General features: G+C 64.8%; 19 protein-coding genes. 10 read left to right on the forward strand and 9 right to left on the reverse strand.

The genetic code is table 11. The features are described 5' to 3' along the window. Nucleotides 1-108 precede the first annotated feature (108 nt). Nucleotides 109-873: a LuxR family transcriptional regulator gene (locus Q0R13_RS09870; RefSeq protein ID WP_293903144.1), complete on the forward strand. Its 765-nt coding sequence runs from the start codon at nucleotides 109-111 to the stop codon at nucleotides 871-873. Nucleotides 874-1,045: 172 nt separating this feature from the next. Beyond that, nucleotides 1,046-3,583, forward strand: a complete 2,538-nt coding sequence (locus tag Q0R13_RS09875) for a TonB-dependent receptor (RefSeq protein ID WP_293903147.1) — start codon at nucleotides 1,046-1,048, stop codon at nucleotides 3,581-3,583. A gap of 258 nt (nucleotides 3,584-3,841) precedes the next feature. Here Q0R13_RS09875 and Q0R13_RS09880 read toward each other — a convergent pair whose 3' ends face one another. From Q0R13_RS09880 to Q0R13_RS09895, 4 genes are all read right to left on the reverse strand, one after another. Then, complete coding sequence (locus Q0R13_RS09880; protein WP_293903150.1) at nucleotides 3,842-5,149, reverse strand: cytochrome P450; 1,308 nt, start codon at nucleotides 5,147-5,149, stop codon at nucleotides 3,842-3,844. 51 nt (nucleotides 5,150-5,200) lie between these two features. Next, entirely contained in the window at nucleotides 5,201-5,959 is a 759-nt protein-coding gene (locus Q0R13_RS09885) for an SDR family NAD(P)-dependent oxidoreductase (protein ID WP_293903153.1), read from the reverse strand. A gap of 183 nt (nucleotides 5,960-6,142) precedes the next feature. After that, nucleotides 6,143-6,835, reverse strand: a complete 693-nt coding sequence (locus Q0R13_RS09890; RefSeq protein ID WP_293903156.1) for an SDR family oxidoreductase — start codon at nucleotides 6,833-6,835, stop codon at nucleotides 6,143-6,145. 152 nt (nucleotides 6,836-6,987) lie between these two features. After that, on the reverse strand, nucleotides 6,988-7,461 hold the full coding sequence (locus tag Q0R13_RS09895) for a nuclear transport factor 2 family protein (RefSeq protein WP_293903159.1): 474 nt from the start codon (nucleotides 7,459-7,461) through the stop codon (nucleotides 6,988-6,990). Between the two features lie 188 nt (nucleotides 7,462-7,649). Between Q0R13_RS09895 and Q0R13_RS09900 the strand changes: the two genes are divergently transcribed. Beyond that, on the forward strand, nucleotides 7,650-8,417 hold the full coding sequence (locus Q0R13_RS09900) for a glucose 1-dehydrogenase (protein WP_293903162.1): 768 nt from the start codon (nucleotides 7,650-7,652) through the stop codon (nucleotides 8,415-8,417). Here the strand turns inward: Q0R13_RS09900 and Q0R13_RS09905 are convergent. The 4 genes from Q0R13_RS09905 to Q0R13_RS09920 all read right to left on the reverse strand — a co-directional run bounded on the left by Q0R13_RS09905 (nucleotide 8,395) and on the right by Q0R13_RS09920 (nucleotide 11,520). Then, nucleotides 8,395-8,910 carry a nuclear transport factor 2 family protein gene (locus Q0R13_RS09905; RefSeq protein ID WP_293903165.1) on the reverse strand — a complete coding sequence of 172 codons (516 nt, stop codon included), beginning with the start codon at nucleotides 8,908-8,910 and terminating at the stop codon, nucleotides 8,395-8,397. The two genes, Q0R13_RS09900 and Q0R13_RS09905, sit on opposite strands and share 23 nt — an antisense overlap. Nucleotides 8,911-8,976: 66 nt before the next feature. Beyond that, nucleotides 8,977-9,588: a TetR/AcrR family transcriptional regulator gene (locus Q0R13_RS09910; RefSeq protein ID WP_293903168.1), complete on the reverse strand. Its 612-nt coding sequence runs from the start codon at nucleotides 9,586-9,588 to the stop codon at nucleotides 8,977-8,979. 178 nt (nucleotides 9,589-9,766) lie between these two features. Continuing rightward, complete coding sequence (locus Q0R13_RS09915) at nucleotides 9,767-10,597, reverse strand: ThuA domain-containing protein (RefSeq protein ID WP_293903171.1); 831 nt, start codon at nucleotides 10,595-10,597, stop codon at nucleotides 9,767-9,769. Between the two features lie 161 nt (nucleotides 10,598-10,758). Further along, on the reverse strand, nucleotides 10,759-11,520 hold the full coding sequence (locus tag Q0R13_RS09920; RefSeq protein WP_293903174.1) for a glucose 1-dehydrogenase: 762 nt from the start codon (nucleotides 11,518-11,520) through the stop codon (nucleotides 10,759-10,761). 282 nt (nucleotides 11,521-11,802) lie between these two features. On the opposite strand from Q0R13_RS09920, the gene Q0R13_RS09925 reads away from it, so the two are divergent. The 5 genes from Q0R13_RS09925 (at nucleotide 11,803) to Q0R13_RS09945 (ending at nucleotide 16,279) form a co-directional block, all read left to right on the forward strand. Then, nucleotides 11,803-12,264 (forward strand): hypothetical protein, encoded by a 462-nt coding sequence (locus Q0R13_RS09925; RefSeq protein ID WP_293903177.1) that lies wholly within the window; start codon nucleotides 11,803-11,805, stop codon nucleotides 12,262-12,264. Nucleotides 12,265-12,299: 35 nt separating this feature from the next. Further along, the gene (locus Q0R13_RS09930; protein WP_293903180.1) at nucleotides 12,300-12,668 is read left to right on the forward strand and encodes a MaoC family dehydratase; all 369 of its coding nucleotides are present in this window, start codon (nucleotides 12,300-12,302) and stop codon (nucleotides 12,666-12,668) included. A 65-nt stretch (nucleotides 12,669-12,733) separates the two neighbouring features. Continuing rightward, a complete protein-coding gene (locus tag Q0R13_RS09935) occupies nucleotides 12,734-13,771 on the forward strand; it encodes an NADP-dependent oxidoreductase (RefSeq protein ID WP_293903183.1) in 1,038 nt (345 codons plus the stop codon). Nucleotides 13,772-13,909: 138 nt separating this feature from the next. Then, nucleotides 13,910-15,307 carry an MFS transporter gene (locus tag Q0R13_RS09940; RefSeq protein WP_293903185.1) on the forward strand — a complete coding sequence of 466 codons (1,398 nt, stop codon included), beginning with the start codon at nucleotides 13,910-13,912 and terminating at the stop codon, nucleotides 15,305-15,307. A 39-nt stretch (nucleotides 15,308-15,346) separates the two neighbouring features. Beyond that, the gene (locus Q0R13_RS09945; RefSeq protein WP_293903188.1) at nucleotides 15,347-16,279 is read left to right on the forward strand and encodes an NmrA family NAD(P)-binding protein; all 933 of its coding nucleotides are present in this window, start codon (nucleotides 15,347-15,349) and stop codon (nucleotides 16,277-16,279) included. Between the two features lie 57 nt (nucleotides 16,280-16,336). Here the strand turns inward: Q0R13_RS09945 and Q0R13_RS09950 are convergent, their stop codons facing one another. Next, the gene (locus Q0R13_RS09950; RefSeq protein WP_293903191.1) at nucleotides 16,337-17,695 is read right to left on the reverse strand and encodes a carotenoid oxygenase family protein; all 1,359 of its coding nucleotides are present in this window, start codon (nucleotides 17,693-17,695) and stop codon (nucleotides 16,337-16,339) included. A 239-nt stretch (nucleotides 17,696-17,934) separates the two neighbouring features. Here Q0R13_RS09950 and Q0R13_RS09955 point away from each other — a divergent pair, with 239 nt between their 5' ends. Beyond that, nucleotides 17,935-18,702 (forward strand): glucose 1-dehydrogenase, encoded by a 768-nt coding sequence (locus Q0R13_RS09955; RefSeq protein WP_293903194.1) that lies wholly within the window; start codon nucleotides 17,935-17,937, stop codon nucleotides 18,700-18,702. 22 nt (nucleotides 18,703-18,724) lie between these two features. Continuing rightward, complete coding sequence (locus Q0R13_RS09960) at nucleotides 18,725-19,516, forward strand: SDR family oxidoreductase (RefSeq protein WP_293903197.1); 792 nt, start codon at nucleotides 18,725-18,727, stop codon at nucleotides 19,514-19,516. Nucleotide 19,517 lies beyond the last annotated feature (1 nt).

Below are 19,517 nucleotides of genomic sequence, written 5' to 3' on the forward strand. Positions count from 1 at the left end.
TGAGGCCGCGCCCCGGCAAGCGTTCGGTGGCGGATTTGACTTTGGCGAGGGCTGTGCGACGCTCAACCCAAATACCCCGGGAACAGGGGAACAAGGGGGGTGACGTACATGCTGAGGGTCTCGCTCACGTCTCACATAAACGCCGTGGGTGACGCCACGACCTTGGACGATGCGGCCTTGCCGCTCATGGCGATCGGCGCAGCCATCGGCCTTGAACTGCCCGGCGTGGTGGAAGACTTCACCGCCAAGCGTTGGCGAACCAGCGTGAATGGCGGCTTCGGCGAGCTGTTTGGCCTGCTCTCGCCGCCCAAGCCGCACGCCGGCACCGAGTCATGCCAGTCGCATTGCCCTGTTGGACAGGCTTGCAGGGTCTCTATCGATCCGTTCGCTTGGCGCGTGGCCAGTGTCCTGGAATCGGCATTCCCGTGGGATAATCGGCTCGATGCGTTCAGGCGAAGGACATGCGAGCTGGGCATCGTCGGCGGCGTGACAGTGCCGGTGCATATGCCGATGTCGCGGGTCGGCGCGGTGGGCTGGGTGGCGATCGACCACGAGGTGGATGTCGATCTGATCCTCGCGACCTATTCCAACGAATTGCGGTTGGCGGCGCATCTGTTCATGGGCCATGTCTACCGTGAACGTCCGGATGCGATGGTGTTGCTGCCGCACGTCGCCCTGAGCGAGCGCGAGCTCGAGTGCCTGACCTGGGTGGCGATGGGCAAGACCGACGCGGACATCGCCGAACTCATCGGCCGGTCCCCGTCCACGGCCCGGTTCCACGTCGAAAGCGCGGTGTCGAAGCTGGGCGTGAACAACCGCACCCGCGCGGCCGCCGTCGCCTCCCAGATGGGTATGATACGCGCCGTTGCGTGAGCCGCCGCCCGTTCTCGCGGGGCGGCAGAACTAGCGTTTACGCTAGCTTCTACTTTCATATCCGAGCCTCAGAGTGGTCTCAGGGCCACGCAGAGGTTCGCTCAGTTATCGGACACCCCCGATACAAGCGCGCCATGCAGAGCGCCAAAAAAAGATGTGGGGAGTCTCTGATATGGAACACGATGTCTCGCGCCGCCGCAGATTGATGGCCGCGACCGCCAGCGCCACGGTTTTGGCGTTGCCGGCCCTGCTTCTGTCGCCGGGCATGGCGGTGGCGCAATCGAACGGCGGCGCCTCCGCCGAAAACGACCGAGCCACGGGCAACCGGATCGAAGAGGTCGTGGTCACGGCGCGCTCGAAGGGAGAGTCGGTTCAGAATGTGCCGATCGCCATCACCGCGATCACGAAACAGCTCAATTCGGCCGACGTTCGCGACATCCGAGACATCGTCGCCTACACGCCGAACGTGCGCATCGATTCCGTCTACCAGCGTGCGAACTCACCCAGCATCAACATCCGCGGCATCAGCCCGTCGCGCACCGACGACAACTCGATCGATTCTCCGATTGGCGTGATCATCGACGGGATCTACCTCGGATCGTTGCCGGGCCAGATCATCGAAAACTTCGATGTCGAACGGGTTGAGATCCTGCGGGGTCCGCAGGGCACGCTGTTCGGACGAAACACCGTCGGCGGCGCCCTCAATGTCATTCGCTCCAAGCCGACCGGCGAATGGGGTGTGAAGGTTCAGTACACCACAGGCCGGTGGAACGATCAGGAGTTCCGCGGCGTCCTCAACGCGCCGATCATCAAGGACACGCTCGCAGCCAAGGTATTCTACTTCTCTGCGAACCGCGACGGCTATCTGCACAACACCTTCCTGAACATCAATCAGCCGCAGAAAGACTATAAGAACTTTGGGGTCGTGCTGAAGTACACGCCCAACGACAAGATCGAAGCCTTGCTGACGGTCGAGAAATTCAACGACAAGAGCCAGGGCGGCGCCTTCATCGGAAACTACAATGTCGGCGCAGGAGTCCTGCCGGTAGGCACCGGTCCCAGCGATTTCAACACCCCTGGCTCATCGCAGGGACCAGGGGGCACCCTGGACAACTTCCTGCCCGGCTTGTTCGGCTTGCAGAATACTCCGGCCAGAACGGATCTCTCGATCCCGAAGACCATCAGCCCCAACTACCCCAGCCCAGGCTCGGTGCAGACCTACGCCTATACGCTGAACGCCTCGGCGAAACTGAACGACCACCTCCAGGCCGTGTCGGTGACCGGCTATCGGAGGCAGCACGAACTGGCTTCGGAAGACTTCGACGGATCGAGCACCGACTTCATCAATATCGCGACCGACGCCCACTACCATCAGTTCAGCCAGGAGTTGCGACTGGAGGGCGATTGGGATTCGAAGTTCGGTAAGATCTCATTCGTCGCCGGCGGCTACTACTTCGACAGCAAATTCAGGCGCAATTGGGTGACGAGCGGCGATTTCTGGGAGTTTGTCGACCTTCTGGGGGGCTACAGTCTCGCGCGGAATGTCTTCACCAATCCGGCGCTTGCGGCGGCTACCGGCTTCAGCAACCCCGTCGCGGCCTGCAACGCCCCCAGGACGACGCCCGGCTTGATCGCGACGTTTGGCCGGGTGCGTTGCGATCCGGGTGTGACGGGCGCCTACGGCTTCAAGCTGGTCGCCAAACTCTATGAGAACCAGCACACTGAATCGGTCGCGGGGTTTGCTCATGCCGACTGGGAATTCCTGCCCAAGCTGACCCTGACCCTCGGTGCGAGGTATACTTGGGAACAGAAGACCTTCACGGGCTACCAAGCCTATCAAACGCCCTTGGCGCGGGTGAATGTCTTCGCCTTCCCGGACAGCGTCACCCTGCAGAACAGTTGGACGCATTTTACGCCGATGGCGGCGCTCTCCTATAAGGTGACCCCGGATATCCACCTGTATGGCTCCTATTCCTCAGGATGGCACTCAGGCGGCTTCTTCGGCGTCAATCAGAACACGCAGGACTTCCAGCAGAATCAATACGCACCCGAGACTGCGAAGTCCTTTGAACTTGGCATGAAGGGCCAGTTCTTCGATCACCGCATACAGCTTAACCTGGCGGCCTTCCGCAACGATTTCACCAATAAACAGGAGTCGGCTATCGTCTTCGACAAGACGACGAACACGGTCGTCACCTTGTTCACAAATGTGGGCGGTCTCCGATATCAGGGTCTGGAGGCGGAGCTCCAGTGGGTTGTCAACGACCAACTCAACATCGCGGGGTCAGTTGGCTACCTTGACGCCAAATATACCGACCTCCTGATCGGCTTCCCGGGAAACAAAGCCGGCGCGGTGCCGATTGTGAACGCGACGTTCCTCAAGCCGAGAAATGCACCCAAGTACACGGCGGGTGGATCGGCGACCTATACAGTGCCCGTCGGTCCGGGCACGCTGTCTCTGGGTTCGAAGGTCACCTGGGTAGATTCAACCTATGGCGACATATACAATACGAGCCTGGGATTCACTCACTCCCACACCGACCTGTCGGCCTCAGTGAGCTATTCCTACGAGAACTACAAGGCGACGGTGTTCGGTCGAAACCTGACCAACTGGCGCAAGGAAGCGCCTGTCCTCATCGCCCCGCTGTTCGGAGCCAGTACGATCACACCCGGCCGCAGCTGGGGTCTGGAACTGCAGGCGATATTCTAGGGTCTCTGGCCTCGTTGTACGCAGTCGGCCCGCCGAAGTGCGTACAACGAGCGGGACATATCCGCGTGTGACCATCGCCAAGGCCCGGTTGGCGGCGCTGTGGAGAGGCTAAGCCGGTCAGGTTCGGTCGACACGCGCCGTTGGAGCGCGGCCGCCTCTCTCCCCGAGGTTGCCGCGCTCTTCTTTTGATTGAACGACTCTCTCGGTCGCGGGGCCGGCGGCGGCGCGAACCTGCCCGGCGCGCCGCCCCGACCTGCGCTACGTCGCAGCCGTAAAGTTCAGCTTCAATTCGAACAGGCCCAGCATGATCCCCGGCTGGTGGGCGAAGCTGTTTCCCGGCGCGTACTCGATCGCCTCGATGCGGTCCATCAGGAGGTTCCAGGCGGTCAGTTGCTCAAGCCGGGAAATCCCCGACCCCGGGCAACTGCGCGACCCTTGGGAGAAGGTCAGGTGCCGGGTCAGACCCTTGCGGTCGAGCTGCAGATCGTGGGGGCAATCCCATTCCTCGGGATCGCGATTGCCGGCGGCCCAGCGCATGTGCAGGAGGGAGCCTGCCGGCACCCGCACGCCCTGGAAGACTTCATCCTGCGTCGTGGTTCGGGTCGACAGGCCCTGGGTCGGCGAGCGCAGCCGCAGGCTCTCCTCGATGAAGTTGCGCAGCTTGCTGCGGTCATCGCGAAGGCTTCGGTAGAGATCCGGATCCTCGCAGAACAACTGCGCCTGCTCGGCCATGGCGTACTGAGTGGTCTCCAGCCCGCCGATCATCATCGCATAGACGATGCCGTTGATCTCCGTGTCGGTCAGCTTTCGATCCAAGGCGCCGTAAGTCACCTGGGTCAGCCAGGAGATCATATCGTCCTTGGGCGCGCGCCGCTTCTCGATCACCGACGTGGCGACATACTCTCCGAACCCGGCCAGCAGGCGCATCTGTTCGCCCATCTGCTCCGGCGTGAGCTGATTGCGATGCCCCTTGCCGTGGACAAACGCCATAACCTGAGCGGCGCCCCACATTTCCATCCGCGGAATGTCCGCGTAAGGAAATCCCAGCACATTGGCCATGACCATCTGAGGCAGCGGCCGGGCGAACGCGCCGACGAAATCCACCGCCCCCTTGTCGATCCACCCGTCGATCAATGCGGTCGCGGCCGCCGCGATCATGTCCCGGTGACGCGTCGCGCCCGTCCCCACCCAGGGATCGGTCAGCTCCGCCTTGTGCGCCCGCCACAGGTCCTCGTTCGGCCGCAGGCTCTGGATCGACGCGATCATGGCGTTCATCTGCGGCATCGAGCCGTCGGGATTCAACTTCGGAGGCGTCGTCAGGCCAGGCGGGAAGCGCTCCGAGTCGCGCACAACCCTCAGGATGTCCTGATACTTGGAGAGGATGAAACCATCTGTCCCGGGCTCGGCGCCCTCACCAGGCAGCCGAAGCACCGGCGCCTGTTCGTGCAGGATCGGGTAGGCTTCATACCAGTGCTCCTGAGCGCCTGGACAGAACAGATCCACGTCCGCAAGTGTGACCGGCCGCTTCATTTCGGTCGGCGCCGTCCGGGGTTCTGTTCTGGCCATAGGCTGTCTTTCCTTCGTTGCGCCTTCGCGCCCCGCTGTCGCGGACCCGGACTAGAGTTGGACGCGTTTGGTGTAGCCGCCATCGACAACCAGGTTGACGCCCGTCACCCAGCTGGCGGCGGGACTAGCCAGGAAGGCCACGACCTGGGCGACTTCTTCGGGGGTTCCAAAGCGCCCGTTCGGCTGAACCGCGAGGTGGGACTTGTAGAGGTCCGGCATGCCCTTGCCGATGTTCTCCCATGCGCCGCCCGGGAACTGAATCGGACCCGGCGACACCACATTGACCCGGACGTTGTCAGCCCCCACGGCCTGCGAGAGCTGTTTGGCATAGGTGACGAGGCCGGCCTTCAGGGCGTTGTAGGCCATGGGACCCATGAAGGTTTCGACGGCCGCCGTCGTGCCGATGAAGATGACCGAGGCGGCGTCCGAGGCCTTCAGATACGGCATGGCCGCCTCGCAGCCGCGCACGGCGCCCATGATGTCGATCTCGAAGCACTTATACCAGCTGGCCTCGCCATCCATGCTGCCGCCGCCGGACACGTTGTGGACAAAGATATCCACCCCGCCGAGCGTTTCAGCCATGGCGTCGATCCAGCCGCGATAGCTTGCGGCGTCGGCCACGTCGAGGACATCGCCGACCACTTTGCCGGTCCTGCTCAGGGTCTCGACGGTGGCGGCTACCTCGGCCGCATCCCGCGCGCCGATGGCGACCGCCGCGCCGTCCGCCAACAGCGTCTCGGCGATCCGCCGCCCGATGCCGCGCGTCGATCCCGTGACAAGCGCTTTCTTGCCGGCAAGTCCAAGATCCATCGGTTCGGCCCCTTCTGAATTCTGATCTGAACGGGTAGGGCGGCCCGAGCTCTCCGCGCCGCCGCACCCGGTTTGAATTTGGCGCGATCACCGCGAAATATGCAACGAACTTGTATTTTCGTGCAGCGACCTGGCGCCCCAGGATCGACTAATCCCGCGGCATCTCGCCGGGCCGGATGGCCGTCACCACGGGTGGATCTCGCCGTTCCATTTGTAGAATTTACCCGATGTGTCTGACGTCAGGCCGGTGATGACGCCACGGATTCCAGTCGCACTTTCCTCCGCCGTGATGTCAGCGCCGGCGCCGCCCATTTCGGTCTTCACCCAGCCCGGATGGATCATTGAGACGGCGATGTTCTGCGTCTTGAGGTCCTTGGCCAGCGTCTGCATCACCTTGTTCACCGCGGCCTTGGCGCTGGAATAGGCGTAGGAACCGCCGAACGGCCAGGTCGAGGCGGCCAGCTGGCTGGTCACCGTCATCACCTTTGCCGCAGGGGCGGCCTTCAGGTTCGGCAGGAAGGCCTGCACGGTCCGAAAGGGGCCAATGGTCATCACCTTGAAGGCGTCGATCCAGGCATCGAAATCGATCGACTCCAGGGTCTGGGATTTGCCGCCGAGGATGCCGGCGTTGTTGATCAGGACATCTATCGGCGTATCGCCCACCGCCTTCGCGCAGGCGGCGATCGACGCGGCGTCCCCGACATCCATCGCATGAACCGTGAGGCGCCCGCCCGCCCCACCCGCCAGAAGCGTCAGGTCGCGAGCCTCGGCGGGCGCACGGCAGGTCGCGAACACCCGATCGCCGGCCTCGGTGTATTGCCGGGCAAGTTCGAGGCCGATGCCGCGGTTTGCACCGGTTATGAGTATGGTGGACATGTGGCTCTCCCCAGTCGCCCCGCCCTACCGGGCCGGATGCGAAACGCTCCGCTACATCCGGATCACATCGCTCGAGCGGCCTCAACCTCCCGACAATGAGAGTAATTGGGGGGAACAGGGACCGGGTGCGCCCCATCCAGACGTCCCAAACGTTAGCGCTCGAGGGCGAGGCGGGTGATCTTGGTGCTCAGAATGGCCCAACCGTCGGGCAGCCGCACATAGCCGTCATGATAGTGGCCCGAGCCGCGCATGTCGATCGGCTCGCCCCCCGGCGCGTTGACGACAACGTCCTGCATCGCCCATATCCCGCGCGCCGTGTCTTCGCCGGTGATCTCGATTTCACCCATGTGACCATGGTGAATCGTCACTCTGTGCTCCACGGCCTCGCGGATCATCTTGAGAACGTTCGCGTGGCCACGGTGGACCGCCGAGTCATCGCCATAGGGTGGCGACCACTCGCCGGTGAGCGGGTTGCGCACGCTGCTCACCTCTCGCAGATCGAACACGGCGTCAGGCGCGAAGACCTTGGACAAGCCGTCCCAGTCCTTGGTGTCCATGCAGCGGAAGTAGCGCGCCTTCAGGCCTCTGATCTCCTCGATATCCAGAAGCCTTTGCAACGGGTCCATGCCCTCTCCCTCCCCTACGCCGCCATCGACGGCGTCAGATGCCGGCAAGATTGGAACACGGAGCGCGGTGCTTCCAAAGTGTTTGTTCGACCCGACGACGGTGACGGCCGCCAGGCCGGCCCTTGCCTTTCACGGTTTCGACCAATAGCGTCAAAACCGTCACGCGTTACGAGAATTGAGAATCGCCAATGGGCATGCACGAGAGGTTCCGGCTTGACGGAAAGGTCGCCTTTGTCACCGGGGGCGGCAAAGGCATCGGTCGTGGCATCGCCCTGGCCTTCGCAGAATGTGGGGCCGACGTCGCCGTGCTGGCGCGGCGCCAGGCGGACGTCGATGCTGTCGCCCGCGACATCGAGCACCTGGGCCGTCGCGCTCTGGCGATCTCGGGAGACGTCATGGACGACGCGGTGATCCCGGCCGCGCTGGACCGGGTGGTCGGCGAACTCGGTGCGATCGACATCATGGTCAACAATGCCGGTGGCAATCTGGACCGCAGACAACACGCGCTCACCGACATAACGCTACAGAAGTGGGATGAGCAGATTTCCCTGAATCTCCGTCACAAGTTCTATGGCTCCCAGCAAGCTGCGGCCCGCATGAAGAACGGTGGCCGGATCATCAACATCGTCTCCATCGCCGCCTTGCGTCCGACCCCGGGCTTCGGCGCCTATTCCACGGCCAACAGTGGCGTCATCGCCATGACCCGGACCTTGGCCGTGGAACTGGGGCCCCGCGGCATCACCGTCAACTGTATCGCGCCGGGCACCATCTTCACCGAAATGCTGGCCGAGACCCTCCATGTCGAGCAGGACAAGGCCGAGCTGATGTTCGGGCCAAGCATTCCGCTGGGCCGTGTCGGCACCCCCGATGACACGGCCGCCGCGGCGGTGTTCTTTGCCTCGCCGGCGGCGGAATGGACCACCGGACAGTGCATCAGCGTGGCGGGTGGTCCGTAGACATCGAAGCCGTACCGCCTTGCGAACCGATCGGCAGGTGAGCGCCTGGAAAGTTGTCGGACACATGCCGTTGCGGCCACATGAACTGCAAACCTGAACGCTGGATCCGCCACTGGCCGGCGACCCGCGTATAGGCCTCGTCATAGACGCCAAGCCACACCATCGGATTCGTCTCGGGCGGGCCGCCGAAGGCCAGGTCGATAAGATAGAGACGACCCAGCGCCGTATCTGGCCCGGTGATCTCCACCCAGTGGTTGGTGTTGGCGTGCAGGGACTGGAAGGGCCCCTTTTCGATCACCGGACCCATCACGCGCCTGTAGTTTTCGGCAATCATCTCGACCCCCTCCCACACGCCAAATGGCCCAAATTCACAGACGGCGTCATCGGTGAACAAGGCCACCAGGCGGTCGATTTCGCCCGCGTCCAGATAGTAGGAATACAGAATGCGAAGCTTCCGTATTCTCTCGATGTCGAGCATGTCATCAATTGTCATCTGAAAGTTCTTCTCGCTCTTCTGACGCGTCCCATGCCTTGCTGCAGGATGCGGGACGCTTCGGGATCAACGGGCGGCCACCTGTGTCCGCAGCAGTTTCTTGAGTTCGGCATCGACCTGCGCCTGTGACGGGCCGCGGGTTATGGCCCGGGCCAGCACCAGGAAGGACATCTTGAGCGCGGTTCCCAGTTCGTCATCGCTGACCCGCTCGTGCGCCCAGTCGTGCAGGACCAGAAGGCGATGGTTTGCAAACAGCGTGGTCACGTAGTCGAGGGACAGGCCGGGGACCAGATCGCCATCGCGCACGACCTTGTGCAACCACGGCAGATGCCCGCCCGACGCGGTGGAAGTGTCGCGGATCACGTTGTAGATTCGCGGGTCGACCGACCGCGAGAAATAGAGTTCGGCGTAGTGGCGCGCATAGGGCCGATCGGCGAGGATGGCCTCGCGGACCCGGTCCTTGGAGGTCAGCAGCGCCGACAGGCTGGTGGATTGCGGGGCGCGGGCGAGCGGGAGGCTCTGGTAGTAGTCCTCGATGGCGGCCGCGATCAGCCCCAGCTTGTCGCCGTAGGTGGCATAGATCGTCGTCACCGACACCTTGGCGCGTCGGCCCATCTCGCGAATCGTAAAGGCCTCGGCCCCGCCCTCCGCGATCATCTGCTTGGCCGCCTCGAGCATGCGCCGGCGTCTCGCAAGGATGGAATCGCTGATGTAGCGACCGCGCTGAGCGGCCTTGCGCGGCGCGCCGTCCGGCGACGTGCGGCTAAAGGTGGCGGGGGGCTGTTCGCCGGTCGGCGCCTTGGATCTAGTGGGCATTGGCGCCACTCATAGCGTGCCGAACATCGGGGTTGGACTTCTATTCCAAGGCCGAACGATCGCGCGCCCAGGCTCGCGCCTCGTCGGAGGCGACCCAGGCGATGGCGTTCGCCAGCAGGCGGCGAAAGCCGGGATTGGAATACGCGGCCGGTCCATCGCCCGCCTCCGACGCCACCACCGGACTGTTGCGGGCGCGCCTGGCCCAGACGACGACATTGTCGCCGTCATCGTGCGCCCAGGAGTCCTGCTCGGCCTTGGGCGCCAGGGGCGGCGGGCTGAAATTCGACTGCGTAAAGGCATAGTCGCTCGCCAGGAGCGGCACGATGTCCGGCGTCCTCGCCAGCGGCGTTCGAAGGTAGAGCTCGTCGGTGATCTCGAACCCCGCCTCCAGGCCGCGGGTTACGGGATGGGACGCGCCCACCGGAGATAGTCGGTGGGTGGCGTTGCGGTGAGGCTCGCCGGCGCCCCCCCGATAGCCGGAGCCCGGAACCTGCCGTCCGTCGACCTCCCCCGCGGTCAGCCTGAAGGTCGAGCCGGTAATCTCGCGCCAGAGCGGCCACAGGGGCCATTGCACCAGCGCGTGATTGAGCAGGACCAGACCGATGCCTCGTTCCAGCATGGTCTCGAGGCTGTTGGCGTAGTCCGCCGGCGGTTGCGCCGCCGCCAAATCGTCGGGACCCATCGGAATGCCCAGCATGTCGTAGAACACCACCGCGTCGTACCGTCCGATGTTCTCGGGACGCATGATCACCTGAGCCGCGGGTTGCTCCACGAAGGTGGTGACGATGTCTGTGTTGGCGTCGAACAGGGCGTGGAACGCGTTGTGATCGAAGGGATGTCCCTTGGTTACGACCAGCAGATTGGACGTCATGACCGGCTCCCTGTGTTCATCGCCATCCCTGATGCCCGCCGCGCGTCCAGCGTCGCCGATGGACGCCGCGGTCAGCGTCGCACCCCGGACACTGCCGCTCATACCGCAAACCAGCAATACCGCACAGCGATCCATAATTGCGGGATGCGCCGCCGATCCTGTCAGGTTGCGGTCATCCCGCCGTCGACCGTGAACTCGGCGCCGGTGACATAGTCGGACTCGTCGGAGGCGAGATAGAGGATGCAGTTGGCGATGTCCTTCGGCTCGCCGACCCGGCGGATCGCAAGGCCGGCGGCCAGCGCGTCGGCGTTGTCACGGCTGCCACCCCCGGCGCCGGCCTGCATGTTGGTCCAGATCACGCCTGGATGGACGGAATTGCAGCGAATCCCATCCTTGCCCAGTTCCGCCGCCAGCGATTTTGACATCAATCGCACGCCGCCTTTCGAGGCTCCGTAGGCGACGCAGGTGGAGATGCCGACCAGCCCGGCCACAGACGAGAGATTGATCAGCGACCCTCCGCCTGTCTTGCGCATTTCCACAGCCGCATATTTGCAGCCCAGGAACACGCTGGTCAGATTGACGGCTATCTGTCGGTTGAAGTCCTCCAGAGTGAGCTGGTCGAGGGGCTTGAGGACTGCAATTCCGGCATTGTTTACAAGCACATCCAGGCGTCCGAAGGTCTCGACGGTGGTGGCCATGACCTGCTTCCAGGCCGCTTCATCGGTCACATCCTGCGGGAGCGAGATCGCTTCGCCGCCGGCGTTGCGAATTTCGTCGGCGCAGCGTTTGGCCCCGGCGGCGTCGACGTCCGTGACCACGAGCCTTGCCCCCTCGCGCGCTAGGCTGAGCGCGGCGGAATGACCAAGGCCGGGGTTTGACGCCGCCCCGGTCACGATCACGACTTTTCCTTGAACACGTCCCATAGCTTCCTCCCGCCGCGCCGGTTCGCGCGCTGCCCGTCAGCGGTCTTATCGCCGAATCCGGCAGATCGGAAAGCGATCTGACGTGACGCGCGCTGGGACGAACGGCGTCGCTGGCGAATCCGGCCGGGTGCTCGGCTTGCGCGCCCGTCGCTGCCGACCTCGCCGCAGATCGGATCGGGGCCTTCTCATAAGCCGGAACACATTTTGGTTTTGACAGAAACTGGCCGGCTCGGGATAAGTGCACAGGGCCCGTCTCGACATGAGGTCCAAGGAGGAAAGTCGATGGCAGGGGTTCGGCCGATACCGCCGGAGGCTGAGATACGCGCAATCGTTGGCCACAGCTTCCCGGGTGGGATCTACACGGTCGCGCACTGGGAGAATTTCCTGCTCACCGAGTGCACGGGCGCCGATCTTCTGGCGGATGGCATGGTCCATCCCGTGGTGCTGTTCCACATGCCGATCCTGGGCTGCGGCGCCTCGATCGCCGAGATGTTCGCGCTCGGTCAGGCCGAGTCTGATTTCTCCATCGGCATCGAAAGCTACGATTGGGAGATGTTCTCGCCGCTGCACGAGGACGTTCCCTATGCGATCAGCGGCAAGGTGGTCTCGGCCGAGCGCCGAATGACACCAGACAACCAGCCCTACGATCGCATCCAGTTTCAGTTCGGGGTCGCGCAGGCGGACGGCGTTCTGGCGGCGCGCACGACGATCACTTGGATATACCGCCGGGGGCTCTCGTCATGAAGGTTTCGCCTGGAGACCTCATACCTGACTGGCTGATGGAGAGCGTTCGTCCGGAGCGGATGCGGACCATGGCGGCGATTCTGCGCGATCCGAACCCCGTCCACTGGGACCGCAACGCCTGTGACGCCCTGGGGTTCGGCCAGCGGACGATCAACCAGGGGCCGCTGGGGCTCAGCTACATGGTCAACATGTTGCACGCCTGGGCGGGGCAGGGCTGCTTGCTGCGCCTGGTAATGACCTTCCCGAAGGTCGTGCTCGACGGCGACAGGATCACGGCGCGCGGCGCGGTGACCGCCGTCCGGGAGGTCGACGGAGAGCGCTTCGCCGACTGCGACATCTGGCTGGAGCGCGAACCCGGCGATCGTCCGCTGATCGGCACGGCGACGGTGAAGCTCCCCGATTGATCGGACCCCTGGCCTGCGGCCTGTCCGCGGCCCAGCCTGAATTTGGACACGGAGAGACCGGGACGATGAACGCCGTCAACCGCCAGATGACCCTGCGTCGATATCCGGACGGCATGCCCAAGGAGAGCGATTTCGAGGTCGTTATGGCGGCGCTTCCGGAGGTCGGTGAGGGCGAGGTGCTTTGCCGCGCCTACTACCTGACCGTGGATCCCTACATCCGCGTCCACGTGAGCCCCAGCATGTCGGTCGGGTACGCCCCGACCACCCCTCTTGGCTGGCCGATCCCGGGGGAGGCGATCCTGCAGGTGGTGCAGTCGCGGCATCCCGGATTCAAGGACGGCGAGTTCGTCGCCGGGTTCGGCGGCTGGCAGGACTATTGCGCACTTCCAGGAGACTCGCTGCGCAAGGTGGACGCCCGGCTTGCGCCGCTCACGGCGCACCTAGGGTCACTGGGCATGCCCGGCCTGACGGCCTATGTGGGCATGACCAAGCTTGCTGAGGCGGAGGCAGGCCAGACGGTGTTCGTGTCCGCCGCGCTGGGGGGCGTCGGCGCGGTCGCGGGCCAACTGGCGCGCCTCAAGGGCTGCCGGGTGGTCGGCGTCAGCAGCTCGGCCGAGAAGTGCCGCTACGCTGTCGAGGCGCTGGGATACGATGCCTGTCTGGACCGGACCCAGCCTGACTTCGCCGCCCGCGTGGCGGCAGCGTGCCCGGAGGGGATCGACGTGGATTTCGAGAACGCTGGCGGCGAGGTGTTCTGGGCGGCGTTCGACCACATGAAGCCCTATGGCCGCATGCTGATCTGCGGCCTGGTCGCGGACTACAACGACAGTTCGCCGCCGCCCGGCCCGGATCGGTCCCCGAACCTGCTTCGCATGATCGCGCTCAAGCGGCTGATCGTGAAGGGCGTTATGGTCGCCGATTATTGGGACCTGCGGCCCAGGTTCCTTGAGGAGGTTGGCGGGTTGATCCGCGACGGCCGCCTGGTCTCCAGGGAGTATGTGGTGGACGGTATCGAAAATGCCGGCCGCGCCATGATCGACATGTTGTCCGGGCGCAACTTTGGCAAGACGGTCGTGCGCATCGCCGACCCGCCGGTCGTCTAGATCGGACAAGGGCGGGCGTCGGGCGCACGCCAAATACTGTCAGAAGCGCCAGGAGACGGGCGCGGATCGCTCAGTCAACTTGACGGCGAATGCGGATCCATAGGCCGCAGTCAAGCTGCAGAGGCCGAGGTCGATCGTATGGCGCGGGGCGGGGCGGACTATCGGCTGGTGATCCTGTTGGTCGGCCTGACTCAGCTGATTGCGACCATCGATTTCTCCATTGTCAGCATGGCCTTGCCGTCCATCGGTCTGCAGTTGCAAGTCCCGCCCGCTTCGCTGTCGTGGGTCATTTCAGCGGGCGCCCTGGCGGGGGGCGGCATCCTGATCCTGGCCGGACGGGCCGCCGACATCTTCGGACAGAGGCTCTGCATGCTGATCGGCCTTACCCTGTTCGGGGCGGGGTCGCTCGGCGCCGCGCTGTCGCCGGATCTCTCCGTGCTCATCGCCGCGCGGGCGCTGCAGGGGCTCGGCGGCGCGATCCTGGGTCCCGCCAATTTCTCGCTGATCAACACCCTGCTGCCGGACGGCGCCCCTCGTCGCCAGGCCTTGAGCGTGTTCGGCGTGATGCAGGGCCTGTCGCTGGTGATCGGCCTGCTGATCGGCGGAATCCTGACCACTCACTACGGCTGGCGATCGGTATTTCTGCTGAACCCGCCATTGGCGCTCGTGTCGATCGTCCTGACGCTGATGGTGGTGCCCAGGCCGCCGCCGGTGCAACGCCAGAGCGGCAAGGTCGACTGGCTCGGCGCGGCGCTGATCACGATCAGCATGGCGCTCATCCTGCTCGCGGTGTCGATGATGGGCCGGGTGGGATGGACCGCGCCTCAGCCCCTGGCGATGCTGGCGGCGGGGGTGGTCGGGTTTGCCCTGTTCTTCGTGGTGGAAGGCCGCGCCAGCGCGCCACTCGCACCCCTTTCATTGTTCGGCCGGCGAAATTTCGCGGCGGCGAACATCATTTTCCTGCTGATCATGGCTGCGGTCGGCGGCGTCTTCGTTCTCTTGAACCTCTACATGCAGGCGGGTCTGAAGATGACCGCCATGCAGTCGGGCCTGGGGATGATGCCCTATGCGGCGGCGGTCATGGCGTCGGGCCAGGCCCTGGCGCCGGTCATGGCCCATACGCCGCATCGCCTGATCGTATTCGGCGGCTTTGGGCTGTTCGTCCTGGGGTTGGCGATGCTGGCGGTCTTCAGCGTCCAGCCGAACTATTGGATCGCCATCGCCCTGGGCTCGGTGGTGATCGGCTTCGGCACCACCGGGGCCTTCATGGTGCTGATGGCCGACGCAACGTCCGGCATTCCGCCCTTGCAGCAGGGCGCGGCCACGGCCGTCCTGATGACGTCCCAGGCGATAGGCGTGCCGCTGGGCGCGACCGTCGCGCTGTCGGTGATCGGCCTGGCCGGGCCGCTGGCGGGCCTGGCGGCGTTCCGCAGCGCCTACCTGGTCCTGGCGGCGATGGTCCTGGTGGCGGTGGTGACCAGCATGCTGACCTTGCGGGCCGCAAACGCCGCGCGTCCGGTGTTGGGTCACCCCTAGTCCGAGTTCGATTTTACACGATCCTGAAGGAGAGCAGACATGGCTTTGGTTGCGGTTTTCGGCGCGAGCGGTCGGCAGGGATTGGCGCAGGTGCGCCAGCTCAAGGCCGCGGGCCATGACGTGCGGGCGATCTCGCGAAGCGCGGATCCCTTCTATGGGGAGACGTTCGAGAACGTCGAGGTGCGGCCCGCGGACATCTACGACGAGGACTCGGTGTTCGCGGCGATGGAGGGCGCCGACGCCGCCTTCTACACCCATCCCCTACGGGCCCGGGTCGATCGCGTGGTCGCGGTGACCACGATCGGCCGCGCGGGCAAGCGCGCCGGGCTGAAGCGCGTGGTCTGGAACACGTCGGGGTGGATCCCCGACAAGGCCGGCGACCCGTTCAGCTATGGTGAGAACACCAAGGCGATCAACGCCCTGTGGCGCACCGGCGTCCCCGCCACGGTGTTCGGGTCGGTGCTGTTCATGGACAATCTGCTGACCAACTGGGCGTTCCCGTTCATCGTCAATGAGGGGCGCTACGTCTATCCGCACCACCCGGATCTGGAATGCAGCTGGATCAGCCTGGACGACGTGGCCAAGTTCATGATCGCCGCGATCGATCGCCCCGACCTCGAAGGCGCCTGGATGAATATTGGCGGCCCGGAGATCCTGAAGCCGCGGACAGTGGCCAAGTATCTTTCGGAGGCTGTCGGGCGGCCGATCAAGTACGACCCCAGCACGCCGGCGGAGTTCGGCCGGCACCTGGCCAATGCCTTCGGCGATGACATGGGCGAAGAGGAGCGGTCCCATCTCGCCCCCGCCATCGGTGCGTTCTACGAGTACAACAACCGGTCGCCGCTGAAGCCGTTCAGGGTCGATATGGGGCCGGTGCTGGAGAGGATTCCGATCGAGCTGGAAACCATGGACCATTGGGCCAAGCGCCAGGATTGGCGCCTGAGCAACAAGCCTCGGCCGCCTGCCGGATGATGGCGGCAACCCCGAGGCTGGCTGCGCCGGCCTCGGGAACCGCGCGGGTCCGCGGGCTCAGCCCGCCGGGACCCATCCCGCATGAAAGCCGAACGGCACCCGGTGCGGGATGCGGATCTTCGCCACGGGCGCGCCTTCAAAGTCCTTGGCGTCGATGATCAGGCACTCGCTCTGTCCAAGGTTTTCATCCCAGACGAATGAGATGACGTAGCCATCGTCCTCTGACGTGGCGCCCGCGCGCTTGGCGAACACACCTTCGCCGCCAAACCGGCCGGCCCCCAGCGCGTGCACCTGAATCTCGCCGGTCGAACCGTCATACTTCAGGGCGGCGTCGAACAACGCACCGTGCGCCGGGTCAAAGCGGGCGGCGTAGGTGTAGCGGGTCTTGCGACCGCAAAGATCGTCGTTGATCCGGGTGAAGTCGCAGTAGTGCGCGGTGTTGAGATAGCCTTCCTTGACCGCGCCCGTCTGCATGTTGAGCCGCCACTCATAGAGCTGGCCCAGCTGGTCGGTCATGGCCTCCTGCTGCGCCGCGTTCTCGGTCGCGCGGGAGATATCGGTGCGCATCGAGCGGCTGCCCTGCACGACGATCTCGTCGCCGTCTTCCCAGGCGTTCGACACGTGGAACACCATCGAGATCGCGACGTCGAACCACCTGACGTCCTCGTCTCGACCGAAGCGCGGCATGACCCCCAGGCGCGAGCCGTTCTCGGGCTCCCAGTCCAGCATCAGACCGCCGGCCATCGCGCGGCCGAGATCGAAGGTGATCGGCATGTCCAGGAACACCGTGTGGTGCTCGGTGATCGCGCAATCGTGCATCATCACGCCCTTAGGCATGGTGATCGGCGTCGTGTGCACGATCTCGCCCTTCGCATCGACCACGCTGTAGGTCAGGTAGGGCGCGAACGGCGAATAGCCGAAGGTCTTCATCTCGCCCGTCACCGCGTCCACCTTCGGATGGGCGGTGAAGGGGTGGGTGAGCTTGCCGCCAAACGTATGCTCACCACGGGTGGCCAGGTCCGGCAGTTGAATCGCGTGCGGCGGGGCCGCCTCCATCAGGGCGTAGAGCGTGTTGTTGTGGTAGACCATCGCGGTGTTGGCGGTGTTCTTGAACATCCCCTCGGCCGGCGGCGGCACGCCCTTCACCAGGTCGCCCATGCTGGCCATGCCCTTCCAGATCCACGTGCCCTTGGCGCGTTCCAGGCGCAGGCCCTCGGTGTCGACGAAGCGATTGCGATAGGTGGCCTTGCCGTTCTCGAACTGGACCGCGTGGATCATCCCGTCGCCGTCGAAGATGTGATAGGTCGCGACGTCCGGCACGAACACTGGATTGGGGCCGATCCGCAGGAAACTGCCGCTCAGATCCTGTGGAATCTCACCTTCGACCTCAAGGCACGGGGTCACATGCTCATCCATGACGGGCGCGTAGTTGCCACTCAGAAATGGATTTGACGCTTCGGTGATCTTGCCCTGAATAGTCATGTTTCCGTCCTGAAGTTGTTATGATTTCAGCCGGTTTACGGGCGGCCTCAGACTGCGAGGTTAGACCTGCTCAAGGCCTGCGATCAAACGGTTTCCGGCAGAGTCGCCGAAAACAAGCTACATTGTTTGAACAAAGCCTTGCCGTCGCTTTTCTGACCACCTTAAGGTGAGGGATGGAACGGTTGCAGGGGCGGGTGGCGATCATCACGGGCGGCGCTTCGGGGATCGGCGCGGCGACGGCGAAGCGGTTCGCCGCCGAGGGCGCTTCCGTGATCGTCGCCGACCTTCAGACCGACCTGGGCGCGGAGATCGCCGCGGCAACCGGCGGCCTCTTCCATGAGCTCGACGTCGCCGACGACGCCGCGTGGGCGCGCCTCATGGCCGTTGTCTGGCGCCGGTTCGGGCGCCTCGACGTGGTGGTCAACAACGCCGGGATCGTCAGCGGACAGTCGATCGAGGACATTGACCTGGCGACCTGGAACCGGGTCATCGAGGTCAATCTGACGGGCGTCATGCTGGGCTGCCGGCACGGCATTTCGACAATGCGGAAAAATCCCCAGGGGTCCGGGGGCGCGCTGATCAACATCGCCTCAACCGCGGCCTACGCGGCCATCCCGAGTGACGCGGCCTATTCGGCGACCAAGAGCGCCGTGCGGATGCTGACCAAGGCGGTGGCGGCGCACTGCGCGCGGTCCGGCTACGCTATCCGCTGCAACTCCCTGCATCCCGGCGCCACGGATACGCCGATCCTGCGTCCGGCCCTGGACGCCGCGCCGCACCTCTTGCCGGTATTCCACGCCATGTCGCCGATGGGCAGGATGGGTCGGCCGGAGGAGATCGCCGCCATGGCGGTGTTCCTGGCGTCGGAGGAGGCGAGCTATGTCACGGGCGGGGAATTCCTGGTGGATGGCGGCATGATGGCCGGCCACCCGGGCATGTAGCATCAGGATCGGGAGCGACACGATGGGGCGACTTGAAGGCAAGGGCGCGGTTGTGCTGGGCGCGGCGGGCCGGGACAACATGGGCCAGGTCATCGCGCGCCGGTTCGCGGAGGAGGGCGCCAAGGTTCTGGTGGCAGGGCGGCGCGAAGATGAGCTCGCCCGCTTCGCCGGCGAGATCGGCGGTCACTGGGCGCTTTGCGACATCACCCGGCGGGACGACGTGTTCGCCCTGGCCGAAACGGCGAAGTCCAGACTCGGCGGCGTGCAGATCGGCGTGAACGCCACGGGCTGGGGCCTCCTGAAGCCCTTCCTGGAGAACTCGGAAGCCGAGCTCAAGGCGATGAGCGACCTGCAGTTCGTCGGCCCGATCTTCTTCCTGCAGGCGATGATCGGTGCGATGGATCAGGGCGGTTCGCTGATCCAGATCAGCTCGGCCACCGCCACCATCATGCTCAACGACCACGCCGCCTATATGGGCACCAAGGCGGGAACCGATCACGTGGTCCGCTGTGTCGCCAATGAGTTCGGCGCCCGGGGCATCCGCGCCAATTCAATCTCGCCGGGCCTGACCGACACCCCCATGACGGCGGGCGCCAAGCAGACCCCCGGGGTGTTCGCGGCGTTTGCGAGCGCCTATCCCCTGGGCCGCGTGGGCACGTCCGACGACATCGCCGCGGCGGCCGTCTGGCTGGCCAGCGACGAGTGCTTCATGACCGGCCAGAACCTGCAGGTGAACGGCGGCCTCACCCTGCGCCGCAACCCGACGGGGGATGAGATCACCGCCTCGGTGATCGCTGCGATGGCGGCCAAATAGC

Source organism: Phenylobacterium sp., assembly GCF_025351295.1.
GTDB lineage: Bacteria > Pseudomonadota > Alphaproteobacteria > Caulobacterales > Caulobacteraceae > Phenylobacterium.